The organism is Shewanella sp. Choline-02u-19, assembly GCF_002836205.1.
Classification (GTDB): Bacteria; Pseudomonadota; Gammaproteobacteria; order Enterobacterales; family Shewanellaceae; genus Shewanella.
Genome location: NZ_PJBE01000012.1, coordinates 641,242 through 661,810, shown reverse-complemented (window position 1 = coordinate 661,810; position 20,569 = coordinate 641,242). Strand labels below are relative to the sequence as shown.

Below are 20,569 nucleotides of genomic sequence, written 5' to 3'. Positions count from 1 at the left end.
CATTTGATTAAGACGACGCATAAAAGCTCCATCATTCCAAAAGCGGTGACTGAATATGATCTACGTTTGCTGCGTATTTTCAGAACCGTGGTTGAGAACGGCGGTTTTTCAGCATCGGAAGTTGAACTTGGTGTGACCCGCTCAACCATTAGCGTGCATATGTCAAACCTAGAAAGTCGCATGAAGCTTAAATTATGCAGTCGAGGCCGCGGGGGGTTTGCATTAACGGAAGACGGTCAGGCGGTATATCATGCCTGCATCGAGCTATTTGATTCGCTGAATGATTTTTCAAGGCTCATTAATGGCTTAGGAGAAGAGTTAAGTGGTGAGCTCATTATATTATGTGCCGACCAACTCGATTCTCGCATGCAGATTAAGTTAGCCGAAGTGGTGAGAAGGATCCATACCACCCAACCTCAATTGCACCTTGTACTCGACAATGAAGCGCTTAAACATATTGAAAAATGCCTACTTAAAGAAAAAGCCCATATCGGTTTACTGCCCAGTTATCAGCAGGTCGAAGGGCTAGATTACCAAACGATTTACAACGAACCTATGTACCTTTGTTGCAGCGACTCTCATCCATTTTTCCAACTTAGTGACACCGAGATCAGCGCTGAAATGTTGGCGTTAACCCCCGCAGTTCACCCCGGGATTGATATTGATTTGGAGGGTAAAGAGCAATTAAAACAGTTAAATTTATCAGCCAAGGCTTATCAGTTTGATACCCGTAAAACCTTAATACTCTCTGGCTGCTATATCGGCTATCTGCCACTCAGTTACATAAAACAAGAGTTAGCAGCCAACCAACTGAAGATTATTCACCGCAGCAGCGCCCGTTATCAGTTCAGCTTATCGATGGTGTCCAAGCACAATCCACGAGAGACCAGTAAAATCGAGCTATTAAAAACAGTGTTTAATGAAGTCTTTAGCCAAGAGGGTTAGAAGTCTTTAACCAAGAGAGTTAGAAGTCTTTAACTAAGAGGGTTAGAAACCTTTAACCAGAGAGTTAGGAGCCTTTAACCAAGATAATTAGGGGGCCTTTAACCAAGAGAGTTAAAGGTTATTCGGCGGCGAATTTTTTCTTCTCGATGCAGGGTTTGATGATTGTTAGATACTGTTTTTGGAGAGTTGCTAAACACGTTTTTGAACAAAAGTGCGTTAGAGCATTAGTTCTAGTTAACCTGACATTGATTAGAAAAAGTAACTTAGTTTATGTTAAGTCCTTAATCTGCAGGCCCCTTCTGTATCGTGCAAAATACAAAAACTGACCCCAAAGTACTTGCTCAACTCTCAATTGTTACTTTTATTCTTTCAACTAGAAAGTCTACTGCCGCTTTTACTTTTGGAACTAAGTAGCGCTGTTTTTGATACAACAGATAAACGGCCATATCAGCATTTTGATTGATAGCTAACTCATGCTCAAACTTAAGTTCATGTAATTCTCCAGACTCTAGATATGGCGCTAACGCCCATCGAGTAGACATTAAAATACCCTCACCGCTACAGGCTTTTTTTGCCAACCAAGGTCCGTTATTTGAAATCGCGACCGCTGGCCCTGAAACATCATGCCATTGACCGTTCATATGACATAACCAAGGCGTTGGCCCTGATGGCGCTTTAAAGTAAAGGCCATTATGTTGCTTTAATTCCATCGCATTATTAGGCACTCCGTACTTCTCTAAATAACTTGGTGAAGCGACAGGAATAAAACCATTGTCCATGAGTCTTATCGCTAACACTCGTTCATTTGGAGCGTAACCACCGCGAATAGCAATATCCACATCGTCACGTCCAAGTGTCGATAGCTCGTCACTTAAACTGACATCTAATACAATTTCAGGATATAACTCACTGAATTCATCTAACAAAGGAAGCAATATCTTGTCACCAAAACCCACCATCGAACTGATACGTAAACGCCCCATCGGCGTTGTTTGGTAACACCGAACCGTTTCATTGCTTTGTTCTAGTTGATTCAATATTTGTTGGACATCGTTATAATAAATTTGCCCCACTTCTGTCAGTTTCACGATTCGAGTCGAACGCTTTAACAGTGTCGCTCCTAGACTCTTTTCGAGATCAGCAACTCGTCTCGACAACGAAGATGGCGGCACATTGAAAGTACTTGCAGCCTTGGTAAAGCTACCCGTTTCGACGACTTTACTGAAATAGCGTATTGCACGTAGATGATCCAACAGGCTTCTCCATTAAATGAATATCTGAGTATTTAATTATTACCGCTCATTATTGTCTTTAAAGCAATAGTGATTGGTATTTCCCCATATATATAACCTGATTAAAACAAGTAATAATAGGTTTAACTTAAACATTGCAACCATGACCTTGTTGCAGCGTGATAAAGACTGGACGTTAATTGCGCTTTGCTGGCAAAAGAAACCACCTTTACGTTTATGACGGAAACTTATTTATGATGACTTTGCACGGTTTTGCCGCTAGCAACTATTACAACCTAGTGAAACATGTACTGCTACACAAAGAACTGCCGTTTGAAGAAAACCTGATTTACGGTGGTAGTGATGAGTTAATGGCAATTAGTCCTGCCGGCAAGGTTCCTGTAGTCACAACGTCTGAAGGCCTTCATATTTCAGAGTCGAGTGTGATTTGTGACTTTATTGAAGAGACGTACCCTGTCAGCCCTCTCTACCCTGTAAATGCCACAGAACGTGCGGTTGTGCGTCAAATAATGAAAATAGCAGAGCTTTATTTTGAACTGCCAAGCAGACGACTAATACCTTATGCGTTGTCAGGCACGGCAGCACCTGACGCAGTTAAGGTTGAAGTTCGCCAAGTATTAAACCGTGGAATTACGTCCTTAAGTCGCTTGTGCCAGTTTTCACCTTGGATAGCAGGTGAACAATTCACCATGGCTGACATCTACGTTTATTACGTAAACACCATCGTTAGCGCCTTTGGCTCTAGCCAACTTGATTGGGACATACTTGCAGAGGTTCCTGGAATGAAAGAGTGGAACACCTCAATGAGTCAGTCCGCCATTGCCCAAAGCGTAGAGGCAGATCGCCTAGCAAACATGCCCGAGTTTCTCCAAAAGGTAAAAGCTCAGTTTCAAGCAGCAAATGCACAATAGTGCTTAGCGATAAAAACAACCAATACTAAAATATTGACTTAAATTAATTACGAACAAATTACGGCCAATACAATCACGTTATTGGTTCAACGAATTTAGTTATTTGCAGGAGCAAACGGCATGAAAGATACCAACATTCAACTGACTTCAACAATCAGCCAAGATAATAAATTAACACTGGCTTTAAAAGACATCGACATGCCACAACCTTCTGCCGATGAAGTGGTTATTCGCATTGAAGCAGCACCATTGAACCCGTCAGATTTAGCCGTTTTGTTCAGCGCTGCTGATATGACAACAGCGACACAATCAGGCTCAGAGCAAAGCCCTGTCATTACAGCTGATGTTCCCGCTAAATTCATGCCTGCGGTTAAAACCCGTGTGGGTAAATCAACTCCAGTTGGCAATGAAGGTGCTGGAACTGTAGTTGCAGCAGGTTCATCACCTGCGGCACAAGCATTAATGGGTAAGACTGTTGCAGTGATTGGTGGTGGGACTTATCGTCAATTTATATGCGCTAATGTGCAAAGCTGTTTAGAGTTAAAAGAAGGCACTACGGCTAAAGAAGGCGCATCTTCTTTTGTTAACCCGCTTACCGCATTAGCGATGGTTGAAACCATGCGCGCTGAAGGCCATAAGGCCATCATTCATGCGGCAGCTGCGTCTAACCTTGGTCAAATGTTAAACCGTATTTGTATTGCCGATGGCGTCGATTTAATTAACATAGTACGTAAAGCAGAACAAGAAACGCTGTTGCGTGATATGGGCGCAAAATATGTTGTTAACTCAAGTAGTGATACCTTTCTTGCTGACTTAACCGCGGCAATTATTGAAACGGGTGCAACGATTGCGTTTGACCCCATTGGTGGCGGTCAATTAACCAGTGACATTCTTAACTGTATGGAAGTTGCTGCTGCACGTGATATGACAGAGCACAGCGTATATGGCTCAGACATTTTCAAACAAGTTTACATCTATGGCGCATTAGACCGTAGACCTATTACGCTAAATCATAACTTCGGTTTTGCATGGGGTATCAATGGATTCTTGTTATTCAATGCACTCGGTAAACTAGGAACTAAAACAGTGATTGCGATGCGTCAACGCGTTGCAGAAGAGATCAGCACCACTTTTGCTAGCCACTACACACATGAAGTGTCATTAGCAGAAGTATTAAAATTACAATCAATAGCGTCTTATTCTAAACAAGCGACAGGTGAGAAGTACTTAATTACACCTCAAGGATAATCACGCACTAACTGATTGAATAAAAGCAGAGGACGATTATAGGACTCTGCTTTTTATTTGGTAAGCCCTCTTTTCAGAGCACGACACCGATTAGAAAAAGTAGTTGAAATGCCTAGAATTGAAATGTGATGAGCTAATACTCTAACTTGGAAAGGGGCATAAATGCGTTAGCTGCTGACCAAAGTGGCTCCTATGAACTGCGGTCTGCGTATGTACAGACGCAGCTGAGGTTCGCTGCAGCTCTTTATAAAAGAGAGGGTCCCTGAGACATTTAACCTCCATGGACGGAGGGAATACCAAATCCTGTATGGAACAGAATACGCCCTGTTTCCGAAGGCCTTGGCCGCATCTACACTGAGTTTGAAAAGCACAACAGTTCACCATTTGAGTTCTCAATTTAAGAATAAACAAATCACCGCGCCGCAAAACTATCAGAAAACATTGATTCCCCATCGAAGTTGCCGAGGTCATTGAAGATAATCACGTGATTGAGGCATGAATGCCGAGATAGCCTTAGGTGAGCCATGGATGGCGAATATGAGGCGATAGGGGTTTTCGAAAATGACGGAGGATAAACAACTTCGTCGGGGCGGCACGGGACTTCTTTTGTAAGAATTAGGCAAGAGGGGATTGCTGTTGATCCCCTTTTGCCCGAGTGTGAGCTGGAAACTCACGACCTTTATCAAACGAAGTTTGATTACTTCTGTCTTTGATGTAGGCAAAACGCCACAACGTTCTCGGCCGCGAAGCCGCAGCTTTAAAAGCAATAAACTAAATGCTGATTTTAACTAAACCCAATTCTAATTAGCCAAAATTACTTTTGGGCGAACGTCTTCTTCTTGGTAAATTTAGTCGGCTGAGTATTAGCCGGATCATCTGGCCATAGATGCCTAGGATAACGCCCTTTCATCTCTTTTTTGACATGTTCATAAGGCCCTTGCCAAAAACTGGCAAGATCAGCTGTTAACGCCAAAGGTCTACGTGCTGGAGACAATAGCTCCATAGTGACCACTAACTTTCCCTGCGCCAGTTTAGGACTTTCCTGCATACCTAAGGCCTCTTGTAGCCTAACACTGAGTCGCCCACGTCCGTCGCTGTCGTATTCAATCTTGGCATGGGTACCTGTCGCCATAAGCCACTTGGTCGGCAATAAAGTCTCAAGGTGCTTTTGAGTAGCCCACGGCATTTGGTTTAGCAGTAGCGTGTAGCAATCGACTTGCTGCAATTGCGTCAAATTGCGCACATCATCTAAATAGGGTTTAAGCCAGTCATCTAACTGAACGATTAACGTATCATCATCAAGTAATGGCCACTCGTGCGACGTATCCAAATTAGCGGCGATAGCCACTCGATAGCGTAACTGCTCAATGCGCTCATCAAACTTAAGTAAGCCAAGACCGTTAAGGCTGATTTGTTCCACAATAGCGTTTTTAATAAGCCGCTTGTCGAGATTTTTTATCGGCGTTTTACTCAGTAAAATTTGTCCCACTTTTCGCTGTGTTTCAGCAAAGAATCGGCCTTTACTGTCATCCCAACCACAATATTCTATGGTTTCAACTAAACCTGACAGTTGGCCTGCCAATAATTGTTCATTCAACGCGCTAGCGAGATACACTTTACCGTGGCTGCGGCCTTCAGTTTCTTGAAAGTCTGCAATCACTAACCAAGCTTGCCCAGAGAGTGCATCATCAGCGGCCAATTCAACGCCTGAACCGCTTGCAAGTTGGTAACCACTCACTCCGCGCCTACGGGCTACTCTGTCTGGGTAGGCGAACGCCAATAACAGTGAAATATCATCACTCGCTGCCTGTCGAGCCACAGTCGTTAGCGTGTGGTTTGATCCTACTGAAAGACCCAAAGTTTTGAGCCATTGGCGGATCTGCTTTGCAGATTCAGAAGCTAATGCTTCGGCAAAATAATGGCTAATATCACAGCCTTTGCGACTACGACCTCTAGACTCTAATGTGCCCGCAATAATGCATGCCAATATTGCTAAATCATCGTCACCATTTTGCATTGATAAGCTTTTAGCCTTCAACAACATATGCGCTAAACGCGGCTGGCAGCCCAACTCGTAAGCGGCCCTGCCATGAGCGGTTATAACGCGTTTGCTGTCTACCATTTCAAGGGAAGTGAGTAACTGCCAACTAATATTCTCATTAGCCTTGGATGGCAGTGTCAGCATGGGGAGTTCTTTTAGGGACTTAACGCCCCAATAGGCGCCATCAAGCACCATCGAGATTAGGTCGGTGTGGACGATCTCGGGTTCATCGGCTTGGATCAGCCTGCCGTGCTCCTCTTGGCTCCAGAGTCGAGTACTAAAACCTGCCATTAAACGTCCTGCACGGCCACTACGTTGCGCAGCAGAGGCCTGACTGATCCGTTTAAGCGACAGTCTTGTGCCGCCCGTTCTAGGGTTAAAACTGGCTTGCCGTTTATAACCAGAATCGACGACTTGTGTTATGCCTTCAATGGTCAAACTCGATTCGGCAACGTTGGTGGCCAGTACCACTTTACGTATCCCTGAGGCTGGCGGTGCAATCGCCAGATCTTGCACCTTGGCAGGCAAGCTGCCATATAAAGGACAGATGCTAAATTTAATCGGGTCCAAACGAGGCGTGAGCAGATTTTGTAATCTTCTGATCTCACCTTGCCCTGGTAAAAATGCCAGTAAAGAACCTGTCGTTTGCGACGCTAACGCCTCAAGGATCACTTTGGCCATATGATCTAGCCATAAAGATTGTACTGGCGCGGCGCGATAGCTTTGCTCGACCGGAAAACTGCGGCCTTCACTGCTCAGCGTGGTCGCATCAGGCATGAGCTTAGCAAGTGGTAACCCCGACAAGGTTGCTGACATCGCCAATATTTTTAAGTCTTCGCGAAAACTCGATTGGATCTCCAACGCCAGCGCCAAGCCGAGATCTGTGGTGAGATGACGTTCGTGGATCTCATCGAAAATAACCAATGCGATCCCAGTGAGCTCAGGGTCACGCTGGATCATCCGAGTGAGCACGCCTTCTGTGACAATTTCTAAACGAGTATCACGGCTAATCTTTGACTCACCTCGTACCCGATAACCCACTTCACCGCCCAGCGTGCAGCCACGCTTGAGCGCTATAAACTGGGCGACATTACGCGCCGCTACTCTGCGCGGCTCTAGCATTAAAATCTTGCCGTCAATTTCATCCCAATCTAGCATCGCTAGCGGCAGTGCTGTTGATTTACCCGCACCTGTCGGCGCCTCAAGTATAATTTGATTACACTGATTAAAGGCGGATCTGATTGGTTGTAGTAACGTTTGAATGGGTAATGAAGTCACAGGGTTCTTTTCGTTATGCGGCTCAATATGACACTTTAAATCATGGCATATTGAAGTAATAATTATCCCGCAGTGTACGCTAAAAGCCTCTGCAGGCTAAACTACCCATAGATCTTTTCTCTCAACAAAACACAGCGGATCTAAAAAATGGCAGATAAAAGAGTATTTTTAGGCTTCTCATTGACGCCGAAACAAGCTCAGTATATTGAAGCGATACAGCAGCAACTGCCGATAAGCATTAGATTGGTGCCTCGTGACAACTTGCACATGACCTTGGCTTTTTTAGGACAAGCCAGCAATAAAACCATTGATGCACTGATCTTAAGAGTTGACGCCCTCAACAAACCTCGTTTTAAAGTTACACTCGATCTTATTGAGCATTGGCAAAAGCCCAAAATACTTTGCCTTAAAGGAACTGCATCTGATCCTAATCTAATGGCGCTGGCTAAGACAGCGCAATTGATTGCTCAGCAGCACGGCCTTCATCAAAGTGAACATCACTATAATCCACATATAACACTGGCTAGAAAAGCAAAAGTCATGCTCAATGATGTTACGTTTCAACCGATATTATTACAGCCAACGGTACTGCACCTTTTTGAATCGTTTGCGGGTACAAATGGCGTTGAATATCCGATACTGCATTCTTGGTCACTGAGCGATATCAATTCTATTAAATAGTTGCTCATTCAGCGGGAACAAGTATTAATCTTTCTCGCTTTCGCAAAGTAAGCTAATCTATGCCGCATCAGCGTCAATAGGGTTAAATCATGACAACATCGCAAATTACTAAAGTACAACTTACCGATCTTTTATCATCTTGGAAACTCGGGAAAATTTCAGCCGAAGAGCTGCAAAATTGGATGGTGACGCATTACGATCCACCAGAAGTGGTTATTGGTAAAGGTGAGCCGGAATGGACTCAAGAAGCGATGAATATCGTGATGAACGAATATGAAATTGCAAAAACGGACAAATTTCGCTTAGACAATGCCCAGCACGCTATTGATTTTGTCAATTGCAGCGAAGCAAGCTTCAATCAAACTAAGCATCTATTTATCCACGATGGTTTTCTTGATTAAACATTAGGGGCTGTTGATCTTTCACGGTTGTTTTTGCCGCCGTTTATTGGCTATTTTGACAAGACGGAGACTATGTCGTTTAGTCATTCTCCACAAATAGCCTACAACACCGTAAAAATAGCAGAAGCGCGGCCCTTAGGGTTCGTTTCAATGCTTTTAGTCTTTTATGACTAGAACGCGTTACGCGCTTTTCGCTTAGCTAGCAATCCTTGACCTAAAATCATTATTCTTTACGGGAATGAGTCGAACAAAAACTAAGCTCGAAAGATCAACAGCCCCCCTAGATTAGAGAGTTAATGCGGTACTGAACGAGCGACTTAAACAAGTACTGAACATTAACTTTTTTGCAAAAAAATGCCACCTATATGTAGGTGGCTAATCGAAGAACTGTGAAAACTTTTCATTTAATGGTCAGTAACTTTTAAGACCATAGAAGGGTATTAGGAAGTATTAGCGCTAAGTCTTAATGACTTGTTAACCATATAAATATCATAGAGATCTCAATTTACCCATTGAGAAACTCTGAATTAGTTTGAAATATTATGAATTTTAATTAAATACATTTAAATCAACGCTTTGAATGTTAAATTATTTTTAGCTTTGGCTGGTATTAATAGGTATTGTTTCGATAGGTTTTTAATTATTACGAGGCTAAATACTTAAATGTCTTACTTTTTCTTTAGATAATTCGCTTTAATGAATCATCTGCTTCTTTTAAAAATGAGCCAATATCAACTCATACAAGGCATCGCTATCAATAACAACGGCTTGACCACCACTCTGAGCAATGGCATCAATCACGCCGGGTGACTCCACATAAGTGTACAGATAAAAGTCAGTATCATATCCAGCGGCACGAATGGCTTGCAGCAGCTTAAGCCCCGCGAGTGAATCACCATGCCGTCCCATATCTGAAATCACCGCTTGGTAGTGATACATAGATAACAGCATGAGCGCTTCTTCTGAGGTGACAGTGTTATAAACACCAATATTTTTCTCTTCTAAATAGGCTTTTTCAGCCAAGTTATTCTCAGGGTGATCGTCAACCCAAAGTACTCGACCCAGGGCTTTTGTTGGCTCACTATAATTGAGATTTTTCGTTTGTGTCGTGACTGAATCGCTATTGGCTCCGCCTAACCAAAACTGGAAAATCAACGCGAGTACCAGCAATAATGCAATCAATACTTTAGCAAAAATTTCCCACCATGAAATAGGCGCAATTTTTTTACGTCGCTCAATAAAGGGGGCCGAAGTGAAGGGTGTCTTTTGTGCTGCTTGAGAGCTAGCAGCAAGACCATCTGCAGTTGAAGGTTGAGTCTGCAGTGAGAGCTGCTTTCCGAGTACATGTTCGAGCCGATAACCTCGACCATGAACAGTCTGAATCAATGGTTCTGAATAACCTGCTTTACTAAAAATCTTACGCGTATCTGAAACCAGTTTAGACAATGACATGTCCGACACCACTGTGCCTACCCATATTTTGTCTAAGCAATCTTGTTTTGAACAATATTCTGGATAACTATTAGCGAGCAACTGAATAAGCATAATATTACGCTCATCAATAGCATAAATAGTGCCATTAATTAACACTTCGGCTGTTTCACGATCGATAGAGAATTCACTAAAACTAAGCTTCATGGACGGCAAACCAACACTTAAGTAAAAAAACCAATAGTTAACAATAATGCAACATAAGTGCTGTTTTAGCAAAGACTGTTTTCAGGGGGGACTCACTTAAAAGAGCGGGAATTTGAATCATGGTCATTTCAGCAAGATAAGTATTAACTTTTATAATCAGCGGCCTATCACGCTAAAAAGTCAGCTATAAAAAAGCCACCTATAAATAAGGTGGCTTCATAATAGAGATATTACTGTATATAGCCTGCGCTACAGTAAAGACACAATCAATGTTGTGCTCCTAATACTCTAAAGACTAGTCTTCCAATAATCCAGCAATCGTCAGTACGCCATGAGTCGTTGCACCTGCAGCCCATAATGCATCACCTGAGTCTGAGAATGCCGACGCGAGATCAACGTGCAACCAGTTAGCATCTGGGGCAACAAAGCGCCATAGGAAACCCGCTGCATTTGAAGCACCACCGGCACCGCCACCCTTCATCGCTCGGCTGTTAGCAGTATCAGCATAAGGACTTGGACAACTGTCCATATGCCAAGGATCAAGTGGCAAAGGCCAAACTCGCTCGCAAGCGGCAATGGCTTTTTGTTGCGCTAATGCCAAGATTTCAGCTTTAGGAGAGAAAATAGCATTGTAGTTAGTGCCAACCGCCATAACGGCAGCACCCGTTAGAGTGGCAGCATCGATAATTAATGACGCGCCCGTTTCTGATGCGGCTTGCAGACCATCAGCCAGCACTAAACGACCTTCAGCGTCAGTATTAACCACTTCAACAGTTACGCCATTTTTGTAGGTTAAAATGTCGCCCAGCTTATAAGCATGGCCACTGATTAAGTTCTCAGCGCAGCATAAAAAGAGCTTAACGCGTTTGTTAAGGCCTGACTTAATCGCTAAACCAAGTGCGGCGGTTACGGTGGCTGCACCGCCCATATCGCACTTCATGCCGAGCATACCTTCTGAACCTTTAATGCTGTAACCACCAGAGTCGAAAGTGATCCCTTTACCCACGAGTGCTACAGCAACGTCGGCATCGGCTGCCGATGGGTTGAAATCAACTTCAAGCAATGCAGGTGGACGTTCACTACCACGGCCTACCGCGTGGATACCTATCCACTGGTGTTCTAATAATGCTTCGCCTTCAATAATGCGGTAGCTAATGTTGTCGCCGCCAATATCACTCAACCATTTTGCCGCTTCAGTGGCTAACACCATTGGTGACAAATTTTCCGGCGTTTCGTTAATCAATTTACGGGCAAAGTTGGCACTCTCTAAACGGTTGGCAAGTAAGGTCTTTGCCGAATCGTCACCGGTCCACTGTATTTGTGGCTGCTTTTTAGCGGTAGCAAAGCCTTGAGCAAAGGCCCATTGCGCATCAACAGTCCATAAGTTGCCTTCTAGTGCAACGGCACTAACGCCTTGTCCTTGAAGCTTACGGGCAGCTTGTTGCACTTGACGCTGAATATCCCCCGCTTTGATATGGATTGAAGCCACATCGTTTTGAAAAGTAACATTGGCTTTTCCCCAGTGAGCAGCAGGTACTTCTTGGGTGAGGGTAACTTTCATTAAATTCGTCATTTTAGGTCCTTAAAATGTGAATCGATCAGCAAGGGTGCTCTCGACTCGTTTATGATACCAATCCTATTAAACATCTAGTCAATTCAGAGCCACTCAAGCTTTTCAATTCAAGGCACATTGATGAAGAAATGGTTATTCCCTTTTAATTCAATGTAACGTAGAAGTGGAATGCCTGAGTGGCTCACGTAGTGCGGGTTTCAAAGCCCTGTATGCTACGTTAGATGCTCTCGGTATAGAATAACTATTAACTTCAATCATCCGCCTGGCTTACAGAGCTTTGAATTCCCGCTGAATGCTCATATGTTTGATGAGATTGGTATTATTTTTAGCTGAGTTTACTGGATCGCCTGTAATATCTAAAGTCGGGTATTAAATAGTTGAGCTCATTTTAGAATACTAACCGTTTCTTAATTATTTAATCTCAACCCGTACCTATGCATTATTCTCCAATCCTCCCGAAAAACTCTGTTAATCTAGCGGCAATATAGTCGTCATTAGGTAGCTAAAATGGAGTTTAACCCCGTATTTGATAGTGGGATCCTCATTCAACGATATAAACGTTTTCTAACCGATATCACTCTCGAGGATGGCAGCGAAGTGACTATCCACTGCCCTAATACTGGTTCGATGCGTAATTGCTTATTTCCAGATAGCAAAGTGTGGTTTTCAGTCTCTGATAACCCAAAGCGAAAATATAGCCGTACTTGGGAGCTCGCTGAAACGCCAAGTGGCGATATGATAGGCATCAATACTGGTCGTGCAAATACCTTAGCCGAAGAAGCGATTAATACCGGCGTAATAACAGAACTAACCGGTTATGCGTCATTACGCCGCGAAGTAAAGTATGGTAGTGAAAACAGCCGAATAGACATCTTATTAGAAGGTAACAACAAAGCCAGTTGCTATGTAGAGGTTAAAAGTTGCACCTTACTTGAGCATGGGCAAGGATACTTTCCAGATGCGGTGACCACTCGTGGCCAAAAACATTTACGCGAATTGATGGAAATGGTGACCTTGGGCCATAGAGCTGTATTATTGTTCGTTGTGCAGCATACAGGAATAGATTCCGTTAAAGCTGCAGCGCATATTGATCCTGTTTATGCTGCATTACTCGATGAAGCATATTCAGCTGGAGTAGAGATATTAGCCTATAGTGCCGAGCTGTCGCCCTCAGCGTCCCGTTTGGTTAAATCCTGTCCAGTTAAGCTCTAATTCAGAATATACAGTTGAAATTGTTCTTAATAGAAGACATAGTCAAAGAATCGAGTGCAGATAATATAAATTATTTGCCTATCTCGAGGGTTTCTGGTATAGATAGCGCCCGTTATTATACAGACGCCCTACAACGCAAATGATTAACAGGAGATGCGTTATGCCAGAAGGCACTAAAAAACTCGGTGTGCTCGCTATCGCAGGTGTATTACCTTACCAAGAAAAGCCCGGTGAGGAGTACATGAACGAGGACCAGTTGGGTCACTTTAAGACGATTCTTGAAGCTTGGCGTAACCAATTGCGCGAAGAAGTTGACCGCACTCTTAACCATATGCAAGACGAAGCGGCTAATTTCCCAGATCCTGTCGATCGTGCAGCTCAGGAAGAAGAGTTTAGTTTAGAATTACGTGCTCGCGATAGAGAACGTAAACTAATCAAAAAGATTGAAAAGACGCTACAGATAATCGAAGAAGATGATTTCGGCTTCTGTAACTCTTGCGGTATCGAAATCGGTATCCGTCGATTAGAAGCTCGTCCAACAGCCGATCAATGTATCGACTGTAAGACGCTTGCTGAGATCAAAGAAAAGCAGATGGCGGGATAATCGCTATCTTAAGGTGCGGAGCGTTATGCTCCGCTCTTTTGTTTCTAAATGTCTCTAATGGTTAACTCAACAGCTTATATCGGTCGCTTTGCACCGTCCCCTTCTGGTCCACTTCATTTTGGTTCATTGATTGCTGCCCTCGGCAGTTTTTTGCGTGCGCGTTCCATGAATGGCCAGTGGTTGGTGCGTATCGAAGATATCGATCCACCACGAGAGATTGCCGGTGCTAGTCATCAAATTCTTAGCACATTAGAAGCGTACGGCCTGCACTGGGACAACTCAGTAGTCTATCAAAGCCAACGCCTTGATATTTATCAGCAACAGATCACCCAATGGCTGGCGACAAACCAAGCTTATTATTGTCAATGTAGCCGCAAGCAGATAAAAGCCATGGGGGGCAGTTATGATGGCCGTTGCGGAAGACTTGCGCAGCCGCATAAAGTGGGCGCTATCCGTATTCGCAACCACTATGGCGTGGCACAATTTTTAGATCAGATAAAAGGTGTGGTTAAAGTCGATAGTCAATTTGCTGCTGAAGATTTCATTATTAAACGCAGTGACGGCCTCTACGCCTACCAGTTAGCGGTGGTGCTTGACGATATCCACCAACAGATCACCGAGGTGGTGAGAGGCTCAGATCTGCTCGAGCCCACTTGCCGTCAAGAAAGTCTGTTTAAACTGTTGAAGCATCCAAGTCCAAATTGGCTTCATCTGCCGTTAGCATGTGCAGAAAAAGGCCGCAAGTTATCCAAGCAAAACCATGCGGCAGCAATTGATGTTGTAAAGCCGCAAGCCAGCATTAATGCGGCATTACGCTTTTTGGGCCAAACAGAAGTGACCCCAGAAAGACAAGCCAGCAAGATGCTAGAACAGGCTATCAGTCAGTTTGATTTAAGTAAGGTACCAAGGCAATCTGAAATACTCCTTGTTACGTAAACTGAATCGTATACTCATTGAGCTTTAATTGGGTTATCATAGCCCACTTGTTTTTACCTTAGTAAATATCCAAATCAGAGGTGTCCCATTTTTCGCCGTATTAGCCAATTCTGTAAGCAGTTATTTGATGATAGTCCAAAAGCTGAAGAAAATACTCAGGTCGGTCTGAGTTTAGAAGTTGTGCCTAGAAAAGCGCACTCAATTTCTCGTAGACAGATCAGCGACAATGCGATCAAAGTACTCTACAGACTTCATAAGTCAGGCTTTAAAGCTTACTTGGTCGGTGGCGGAGTACGCGACATTCTATTGGATATGCAACCTAAGGATTTTGATGTGGTGACCAATGCCACGCCAGAAGAAATTAAGCGATTATTCCGTAACTGTCGCCTCGTTGGTAGACGCTTCCGTCTGGCGCACATTGTGTTTGGTCGTGACGTTATCGAAGTCGCTACACTGCGTGGACATCACGTTGATAGCGAAGAGAAGATCTCTAAGACCAATGAATCGGGTCGACTATTGCGTGATAATGTTTACGGCACTATCGACGAAGATGCTGAACGTCGTGATTTTACCGTCAATGCGCTCTACTACGATATTAGCGACTTCTCTATTCATAGCTACGGCGGTGGATTACAGGATTTAGAGTCACGCACAATCCGTCTTATTGGCGACCCTGATACTCGCTATCGCGAAGATCCGGTACGTATGCTTCGCGCTGTGCGCTTTGCCACCAAGCTCGATATGACAATTGAATCTGCAGCAGCAGATCCAATAAAAGGCTTAGCGCCTTTGCTAAAAGATATCCCTGCGGCGCGTATGTACGAAGAAGTGCTAAAGTTATTCTTCGCTGGAAAAGCAGCCCAGAACTACAACATGATGCGAGATTTCGGTTTATTTGCGCCGCTATTTCCGTTAGTAGATTCACTACTGGATGAAGCGCCTCACGGGCCCATTGCTAAATTGCTGCAAGAGATGATGGAAAATACTGACTTGCGTATTGAGCAAGAAAAGCCAGTCACTCCCGCATTCTTTTATGCTGCGCTACTCTGGTATCCACTAACACAGCGTGCGGACGATATCGCACTCGAAAGTGGCTTAAGCCTCTACGATGCTTATACCGCAGCTATGGGCGATATAATGGAGCAGCAGTGTCGTACAATTAGTCTCCCGCGCCGCTTTAGCTCTGTGACAAAAGATATATGGCAACTACAGCTACGTTTTGAGCGTAACAAAGGCACCAAAGCCTTTAAATTTATTGAACACCCTAAATTTAGAGCCGCTTATGATTTACTCTTATTACGTGGCGAAGCCGAAGGTGGTTCCGTTGCCAAGAATGCAGCATGGTGGAAGAGCTTTGTCGAAGGCAGTGAAGATCAGCGTAATGTTATTGCTAAGTCGAGCAATAAAGGCGGCCGTAATCGTACTTCTCAACGTCGTCGTTCTAAGCCTTCAGACCAAGCAGCACCTAAACCTACAGAGTAATGATTCAGGTCTATGTTGCATTGGGGGCTAACTTAAGCCAACCCATCGAACAACTCAACAATGCTTGCCAAGCATTGTTGAGCATTGCCGAAGACAATTCATTTAGCATCTCCCCTTACTATCGCTCAGTGCCCATGGGCGACGTTCAGCAACCCGATTACGTTAATGCGGTTGCTGGCTTTAAAACAGATCTCGCCCCCATCCATCTGTTAGATGCATTACAAAAGATTGAAAATGAACAAGGCCGACTCAGAACACTGCGCTGGGGGCCTAGAACCTTGGATTTAGATCTACTGCTATACGGTAATGAGCACATCAATCTACCTCGGCTGACCGTTCCCCATTATGGAATGAAACAACGTAGCTTTGTATTAGTGCCATTATTTGATTTGACTCCAACACTCATATTGCCAGACAAAACACCGCTGGGCAGTTTGATCACCGATTGTTTAACCGCAGAACTGCAGCTGGCACATTAATAGCCATGCCATCAAATGCTTCGAACCCACACTCGATGAGCATACTTGCACTGCCGCTGTTGATGACCTCAACAAGGAACACCATCCCTGCAAACAGGTTTGAATTAAAGCGCTGAGAACGCTAAATAGCTCACAGACTTAATGGCACAAATGCAAAACCTATCCCTATAAGTCATTTTTAAGTTAATTTTTTGATAGAATACCCACGTTAGTACAGAAGTTTGATTCCGAGATCATTGAAGTTCAGCCCAACTTGGCATATAACAACTCAACAAATTAGGTTTTAAAATTACCACTATGTCCAAAATTACGAGTTCCACACTGAGAACCTTCAAGAGTGAAGGCAAAAAATTCACTGCATTAACGGCTTATGACGCCAGTTTTGCGAACGCATTCGATAGCGAAGGTGTTGACGTACTATTAGTCGGTGATTCAATGGGAATGGTACTCCAAGGACATAACGACACACTCCCGGTTACGGTTGACGATATTGCCTACCATACTCGCTGTGTTCGTCGTGGCGTTGAACGTGCATTGCTTATTGCCGATATGCCCTTTATGAGTTACGCGACACCTGAACAGACCATGATTAACGCGACGACGCTTATGCAAGCTGGCGCCAATATGGTAAAAGTTGAAGGTGGCCACTGGCTACTCGAAAGTGTCAAGATGCTAACCGAACGCGGCATTCCTGTATGTGGCCACTTAGGCTTAACGCCGCAATCAGTACATGTATTTGGTGGCTTTAAAATTCAAGGTCGTGATGCCGATAATGCGCAGCGTATTCTTGATGAAGCCAAAGCGATTGAAGCAGCAGGGGCACAACTCCTCGTTGTTGAGTGTATTCCCGCGCCGTTAGCTAAAGCCATTACTAACGCATTAACTATTCCCGTTATCGGCATCGGTGCAGGCGCAGATACTGACGGTCAAATCTTAGTTATGCATGATGTCTTAGGCATTTCAAGTGGTTACATTCCACGTTTTTCGAAAAACTATCTAAAGCAAACTGGCGAGATCCGCAGCGCTGTTCGTGCTTATATTGACGAAGTCGCACAAGGTGTTTTTCCAGCTGAAGAACATACTTTTAGCTAAGTGGTTCGACTATCAGCTTATTTCAGTATTCATATTTGTCAGTGTTAGAGCACGAGTATCATGATCACCACAGAATCGATTAGCGTTATTCGCGAGCAAGTCCGCGCATGGCGTATCAAAGGCGAAACGGTTGCCTTTGTCCCGACAATGGGCAACTTGCACCTTGGGCATATTACCTTAGTTAAAGAAGCGAGATCACGCGCAGATCATGTGATCGCTTCTATCTTTGTCAATCCAATGCAATTTGGCCAAAACGAAGATTTAGACGCGTATCCAAAAACCTTAATAGATGATCAAAAGGCCTTGATTGCGGCGGGTGCAGAGCTGCTGTTCACGCCAACGCCAGCCATCATCTATCCTAAGGGAATGGACGTTCAGACTTTTGTTGAAGTACCGTTAATCTCTGATCAATTGTGCGGCGAAAGTCGCCCAGGTCACTTTCGCGGTGTAGCAACCATTGTGTGTAAGCTGTTTAATATCGTTCAACCCGATATTGCCGTTTTTGGGCAAAAAGACTTTCAGCAACTGCTCGTGATAAAAACCATGGTCGAAGACCTGTCTATGCCGATTGAGATTGTAGGCGTAGAAACCATACGTGAAGCCTCAGGCCTTGCGATGAGTTCGCGTAATGGCTACTTAACGTCAGCACAAAAGCAGCAAGCGGCGGTACTCAAGCAAACCTTAGACAAGATGGCGAATGAGCTTTGCTTAGGCAAGCAGATTGATGAGGTTATAAAAGCTGCGCAGCAAGTTATTGCCTCAGCAGGCTTTAGAAACGACTACCTCGATATTCGTCATGCTAAATCCTTCAACAAAGCGCTGAGTAACGACAATGAATTGGTTATTTTGGTCGCCGCTTATATGGGCGAAACGCGATTAATCGATAACCTAGTGCTGCAGATTAATTAGACGCTGCACTCCTATCTTGACTATATTTGGCTCAAAGCACCTGCTCTGAGCCATTTAATACTCCCTCCCATTAAAAATGTTCCCATCGATTTATCAACAACTGATTCAAGCATGACTATCTCAGATTTTAAGCCCCATCGCGCGACATATACCGTCAATTGAAAGCAGGAAGTCAGATGCAAGAAGTGGGCGAAGCTGAGCTGAATCCAAAGAGACTGATTACGGGGGAATAACGCGTCAATACTTTGAACATTAGTGACTCAATAACTCACGCCCCCTATCAGCAGTGCGCTTGCCACTGCACATTGATTCATATCAGTCGAGTGTCAAAAAACTGGTGTTATGGTCTGAGTTAAGCCATAGTATATTGGTCATCCAGTAATCATTTATACATAATAAGTGTTGTAGCCTAGAGACTGAAACACACGCTTATAGTGATTAATAATCATTGAGTCGAAAAGGATATTTAGCCCAATGGCGAAAGTTATATTCTCAATAATTTGCTTAATACTTAGCGGATACGTTGAAGCAAACAGTATTTTTAAATGCATTAAAGATGACAAGATTGTCTTTAGTCAGCACTCCTGTCCAAAAGAGTTTCGTCAACATAAAATAGAGTATGTACTGGGTATCACCACTGAAACGGATTCAGACAAACGCCTCAGCACACTCGACCCTCTGCAAGTGTTATTACAGAAAGAAACCATTTCAAAAGAGCGTTTACTGCAGCTATTAGAGAGTGAAATGTATCGCTTGAAGCAAGAGAATAGCTATTTTGAAATATTAAGAGCCAGCGAGTTACAAAAGCTAGAACGTAATCGATATTGGCAGAAAAAGGAAAGCACCGATCCGGAATATGCCGAATCAATTCAAAAGATGAATTTGCACTTCGACAACCTCATCACCAATAATACCACCACAATTATTCTTCTGGATGATCGTAAAGAACAAATTACCCAAGAAACCACAGAGTCACAGTAACGGCTGGGGTATAAACCAATATTGCTTGCAGATAAACGCCACAAAATAGATATCAACAGCATATTTTGAACAACGCTAGGGTAATATTCTATGAGTCCAGTAGCAAACACTCGGTAACACCATGCGCAAACTCAGTTATATCGCCCTATTCATATTTGGACTGTTATTGGGGGCTAGTCTCGCCTACATCACCTTACAAAAGGTTATCGCTAGTCGCGGTGGAATCGGGATGCATGGTTTTGTTGCCACGGCAAATAAAGTACTTCAACAACGAGAGATTACCGAACTGTTAATCTGCTCAAAATTGGCAATGAATGCTGGTCATAAGATTGATAATATAAGTTTAAATATGCGCTTAAATACACTGCTAAAACCTTATGATAACGGTCATCAACGCGCCTTTTATGTGTTGGTTTATATTAAAGGTTACGCTTTTGGCGTCGCTGATAGCATCAAAGATAAAATAAAAGCTTATGACGATTACGCCTGCCAAACACAATACTCTTGGCTTCTAAAACAGGAACACTAATGACAATCACATTAGCGCAAGTTAACTGGCCTATCGTACTACGACAACAAAACAGCAGTGAACTGCTACGACTTGAAACAATGCATGACTGGCTAGAACAAACAGGCATGCTTGGTGTGTTAACAGGGAGCTTTATTGTCGATTATAGCGGTAACAGCTATCTGATTGCCGAGGACAGCCCCATCAAGATCCACTTGGCTTCTCCGCAACTGACACTAGCAGAACTGCGTCAGTCTGTTCAGCAATACGCTAGTCTTAACGGTCATTGCTGTACCAGTAAACTAAATCTCAATACCATTGCGCAGTTATTCGATATCGTCGAATTTATCGAGCAGAGTTAGCGCATAGTCGTACACAAAAATAAACCCATAAAAAA

General features: G+C 43.7%; 19 protein-coding genes. 15 read left to right on the top strand and 4 right to left on the bottom strand.

Going from position 1 to position 20,569, the window contains the following annotated elements; genetic code table 11:
• Positions 1-3: 3 nt before the first annotated feature.
• A complete protein-coding gene (locus tag CXF83_RS04910) occupies positions 4-945 on the top strand; it encodes a LysR family transcriptional regulator (RefSeq protein ID WP_101092316.1) in 942 nt (313 codons plus the stop codon).
• 341 nt (positions 946-1,286) lie between these two features.
• On the opposite strand, the gene CXF83_RS04905 is transcribed toward CXF83_RS04910, so the two are convergent.
• The gene (locus CXF83_RS04905; RefSeq protein ID WP_101092317.1) at positions 1,287-2,198 is read right to left on the bottom strand and encodes a LysR family transcriptional regulator; all 912 of its coding nucleotides are present in this window, start codon (positions 2,196-2,198) and stop codon (positions 1,287-1,289) included.
• A gap of 233 nt (positions 2,199-2,431) precedes the next feature.
• On the opposite strand from CXF83_RS04905, the gene CXF83_RS04900 reads away from it, so the two are divergent.
• Both CXF83_RS04900 and CXF83_RS04895 read left to right on the top strand, forming a co-directional pair.
• On the top strand, positions 2,432-3,109 hold the full coding sequence (locus CXF83_RS04900; RefSeq protein ID WP_101092318.1) for a glutathione S-transferase family protein: 678 nt from the start codon (positions 2,432-2,434) through the stop codon (positions 3,107-3,109).
• Positions 3,110-3,229: 120 nt separating this feature from the next.
• Positions 3,230-4,357 carry a zinc-binding dehydrogenase gene (locus CXF83_RS04895; protein ID WP_101092319.1) on the top strand — a complete coding sequence of 376 codons (1,128 nt, stop codon included), beginning with the start codon at positions 3,230-3,232 and terminating at the stop codon, positions 4,355-4,357.
• 814 nt (positions 4,358-5,171) lie between these two features.
• Here the strand turns inward: CXF83_RS04895 and hrpB are convergent.
• Positions 5,172-7,676: an ATP-dependent helicase HrpB gene (gene hrpB / locus CXF83_RS04890; protein ID WP_101092320.1), complete on the bottom strand. Its 2,505-nt coding sequence runs from the start codon at positions 7,674-7,676 to the stop codon at positions 5,172-5,174.
• A gap of 147 nt (positions 7,677-7,823) precedes the next feature.
• Between hrpB and thpR the strand changes: the two genes are divergently transcribed.
• Together thpR and CXF83_RS04880 are read left to right on the top strand one after the other, a co-directional pair.
• On the top strand, positions 7,824-8,357 hold the full coding sequence (gene thpR, locus CXF83_RS04885) for an RNA 2',3'-cyclic phosphodiesterase (RefSeq protein ID WP_101092321.1): 534 nt from the start codon (positions 7,824-7,826) through the stop codon (positions 8,355-8,357).
• Positions 8,358-8,446: 89 nt separating this feature from the next.
• Positions 8,447-8,758, top strand: coding sequence for a hypothetical protein (locus CXF83_RS04880; RefSeq protein ID WP_101092322.1), 312 nt, complete (start codon positions 8,447-8,449; stop codon positions 8,756-8,758).
• A 714-nt stretch (positions 8,759-9,472) separates the two neighbouring features.
• On the opposite strand, the gene CXF83_RS04875 is transcribed toward CXF83_RS04880, so the two are convergent.
• Positions 9,473-10,396 carry a winged helix-turn-helix domain-containing protein gene (locus CXF83_RS04875; protein WP_101092323.1) on the bottom strand — a complete coding sequence of 308 codons (924 nt, stop codon included), beginning with the start codon at positions 10,394-10,396 and terminating at the stop codon, positions 9,473-9,475.
• A gap of 295 nt (positions 10,397-10,691) precedes the next feature.
• The gene (pepB, locus tag CXF83_RS04870) at positions 10,692-11,969 is read right to left on the bottom strand and encodes an aminopeptidase PepB (RefSeq protein ID WP_101092324.1); all 1,278 of its coding nucleotides are present in this window, start codon (positions 11,967-11,969) and stop codon (positions 10,692-10,694) included.
• A gap of 507 nt (positions 11,970-12,476) precedes the next feature.
• On the opposite strand from pepB, the gene sfsA reads away from it, so the two are divergent.
• The 10 genes from sfsA (at position 12,477) to CXF83_RS04820 (ending at position 20,534) form a co-directional block, all read left to right on the top strand.
• Positions 12,477-13,181, top strand: coding sequence for a DNA/RNA nuclease SfsA (gene sfsA, locus CXF83_RS04865; RefSeq protein WP_101092325.1), 705 nt, complete (start codon positions 12,477-12,479; stop codon positions 13,179-13,181).
• Between the two features lie 160 nt (positions 13,182-13,341).
• Entirely contained in the window at positions 13,342-13,785 is a 444-nt protein-coding gene (gene dksA, locus CXF83_RS04860) for an RNA polymerase-binding protein DksA (RefSeq protein ID WP_101092326.1), read from the top strand.
• 57 nt (positions 13,786-13,842) lie between these two features.
• Positions 13,843-14,721, top strand: a complete 879-nt coding sequence (gene gluQRS / locus CXF83_RS04855; protein WP_101092471.1) for a tRNA glutamyl-Q(34) synthetase GluQRS — start codon at positions 13,843-13,845, stop codon at positions 14,719-14,721.
• 180 nt (positions 14,722-14,901) lie between these two features.
• On the top strand, positions 14,902-16,203 hold the full coding sequence (pcnB, locus tag CXF83_RS04850; protein WP_232775035.1) for a polynucleotide adenylyltransferase PcnB: 1,302 nt from the start codon (positions 14,902-14,904) through the stop codon (positions 16,201-16,203).
• Positions 16,203-16,682: a 2-amino-4-hydroxy-6-hydroxymethyldihydropteridine diphosphokinase gene (gene folK / locus CXF83_RS04845; protein WP_101092328.1), complete on the top strand. Its 480-nt coding sequence runs from the start codon at positions 16,203-16,205 to the stop codon at positions 16,680-16,682. The genes pcnB and folK overlap by 1 nt, the downstream gene beginning before the upstream one ends.
• Before the next feature lie 297 nt (positions 16,683-16,979).
• Positions 16,980-17,774 (top strand): 3-methyl-2-oxobutanoate hydroxymethyltransferase, encoded by a 795-nt coding sequence (panB, locus tag CXF83_RS04840; RefSeq protein ID WP_101092329.1) that lies wholly within the window; start codon positions 16,980-16,982, stop codon positions 17,772-17,774.
• A gap of 60 nt (positions 17,775-17,834) precedes the next feature.
• Entirely contained in the window at positions 17,835-18,683 is an 849-nt protein-coding gene (panC, locus tag CXF83_RS04835; protein WP_101092330.1) for a pantoate--beta-alanine ligase, read from the top strand.
• A 474-nt stretch (positions 18,684-19,157) separates the two neighbouring features.
• Positions 19,158-19,664 carry a hypothetical protein gene (locus CXF83_RS04830; RefSeq protein ID WP_101092331.1) on the top strand — a complete coding sequence of 169 codons (507 nt, stop codon included), beginning with the start codon at positions 19,158-19,160 and terminating at the stop codon, positions 19,662-19,664.
• 121 nt (positions 19,665-19,785) lie between these two features.
• Positions 19,786-20,193 carry a hypothetical protein gene (locus CXF83_RS04825; protein WP_101092332.1) on the top strand — a complete coding sequence of 136 codons (408 nt, stop codon included), beginning with the start codon at positions 19,786-19,788 and terminating at the stop codon, positions 20,191-20,193.
• Positions 20,193-20,534: a DUF4144 family protein gene (locus CXF83_RS04820; RefSeq protein ID WP_101092333.1), complete on the top strand. Its 342-nt coding sequence runs from the start codon at positions 20,193-20,195 to the stop codon at positions 20,532-20,534. Before CXF83_RS04825 ends, CXF83_RS04820 begins: the two co-directional genes overlap by 1 nt.
• The last annotated feature ends 35 nt before the right edge of the window (positions 20,535-20,569 follow it).

Excerpts from the sequence above, each read along its gene's own strand:
- CXF83_RS04900 (WP_101092318.1), top strand. The coding sequence starts at position 2,432 with ATGATGACTTTGCACGGTTTTGCCGCTAGCAACTATTACAACCTAGTG.
- CXF83_RS04895 (WP_101092319.1), top strand. The coding sequence starts at position 3,230 with ATGAAAGATACCAACATTCAACTGACTTCAACAATCAGCCAAGATAAT.
- thpR (WP_101092321.1), top strand. The coding sequence starts at position 7,824 with ATGGCAGATAAAAGAGTATTTTTAGGCTTCTCATTGACGCCGAAACAA.
- CXF83_RS04880 (WP_101092322.1), top strand. The coding sequence starts at position 8,447 with ATGACAACATCGCAAATTACTAAAGTACAACTTACCGATCTTTTATCA.
- CXF83_RS04875 (WP_101092323.1), bottom strand. The coding sequence starts at position 10,396 with ATGAAGCTTAGTTTTAGTGAATTCTCTATCGATCGTGAAACAGCCGAA.
- pepB (WP_101092324.1), bottom strand. The coding sequence starts at position 11,969 with ATGACGAATTTAATGAAAGTTACCCTCACCCAAGAAGTACCTGCTGCT.
- sfsA (WP_101092325.1), top strand. The coding sequence starts at position 12,477 with ATGGAGTTTAACCCCGTATTTGATAGTGGGATCCTCATTCAACGATAT.
- dksA (WP_101092326.1), top strand. The coding sequence starts at position 13,342 with ATGCCAGAAGGCACTAAAAAACTCGGTGTGCTCGCTATCGCAGGTGTA.
- gluQRS (WP_101092471.1), top strand. The coding sequence starts at position 13,843 with ATGGTTAACTCAACAGCTTATATCGGTCGCTTTGCACCGTCCCCTTCT.
- folK (WP_101092328.1), top strand. The coding sequence starts at position 16,203 with ATGATTCAGGTCTATGTTGCATTGGGGGCTAACTTAAGCCAACCCATC.
- panB (WP_101092329.1), top strand. The coding sequence starts at position 16,980 with ATGTCCAAAATTACGAGTTCCACACTGAGAACCTTCAAGAGTGAAGGC.
- panC (WP_101092330.1), top strand. The coding sequence starts at position 17,835 with ATGATCACCACAGAATCGATTAGCGTTATTCGCGAGCAAGTCCGCGCA.
- CXF83_RS04830 (WP_101092331.1), top strand. The coding sequence starts at position 19,158 with ATGGCGAAAGTTATATTCTCAATAATTTGCTTAATACTTAGCGGATAC.
- CXF83_RS04825 (WP_101092332.1), top strand. The coding sequence starts at position 19,786 with ATGCGCAAACTCAGTTATATCGCCCTATTCATATTTGGACTGTTATTG.
- CXF83_RS04820 (WP_101092333.1), top strand. The coding sequence starts at position 20,193 with ATGACAATCACATTAGCGCAAGTTAACTGGCCTATCGTACTACGACAA.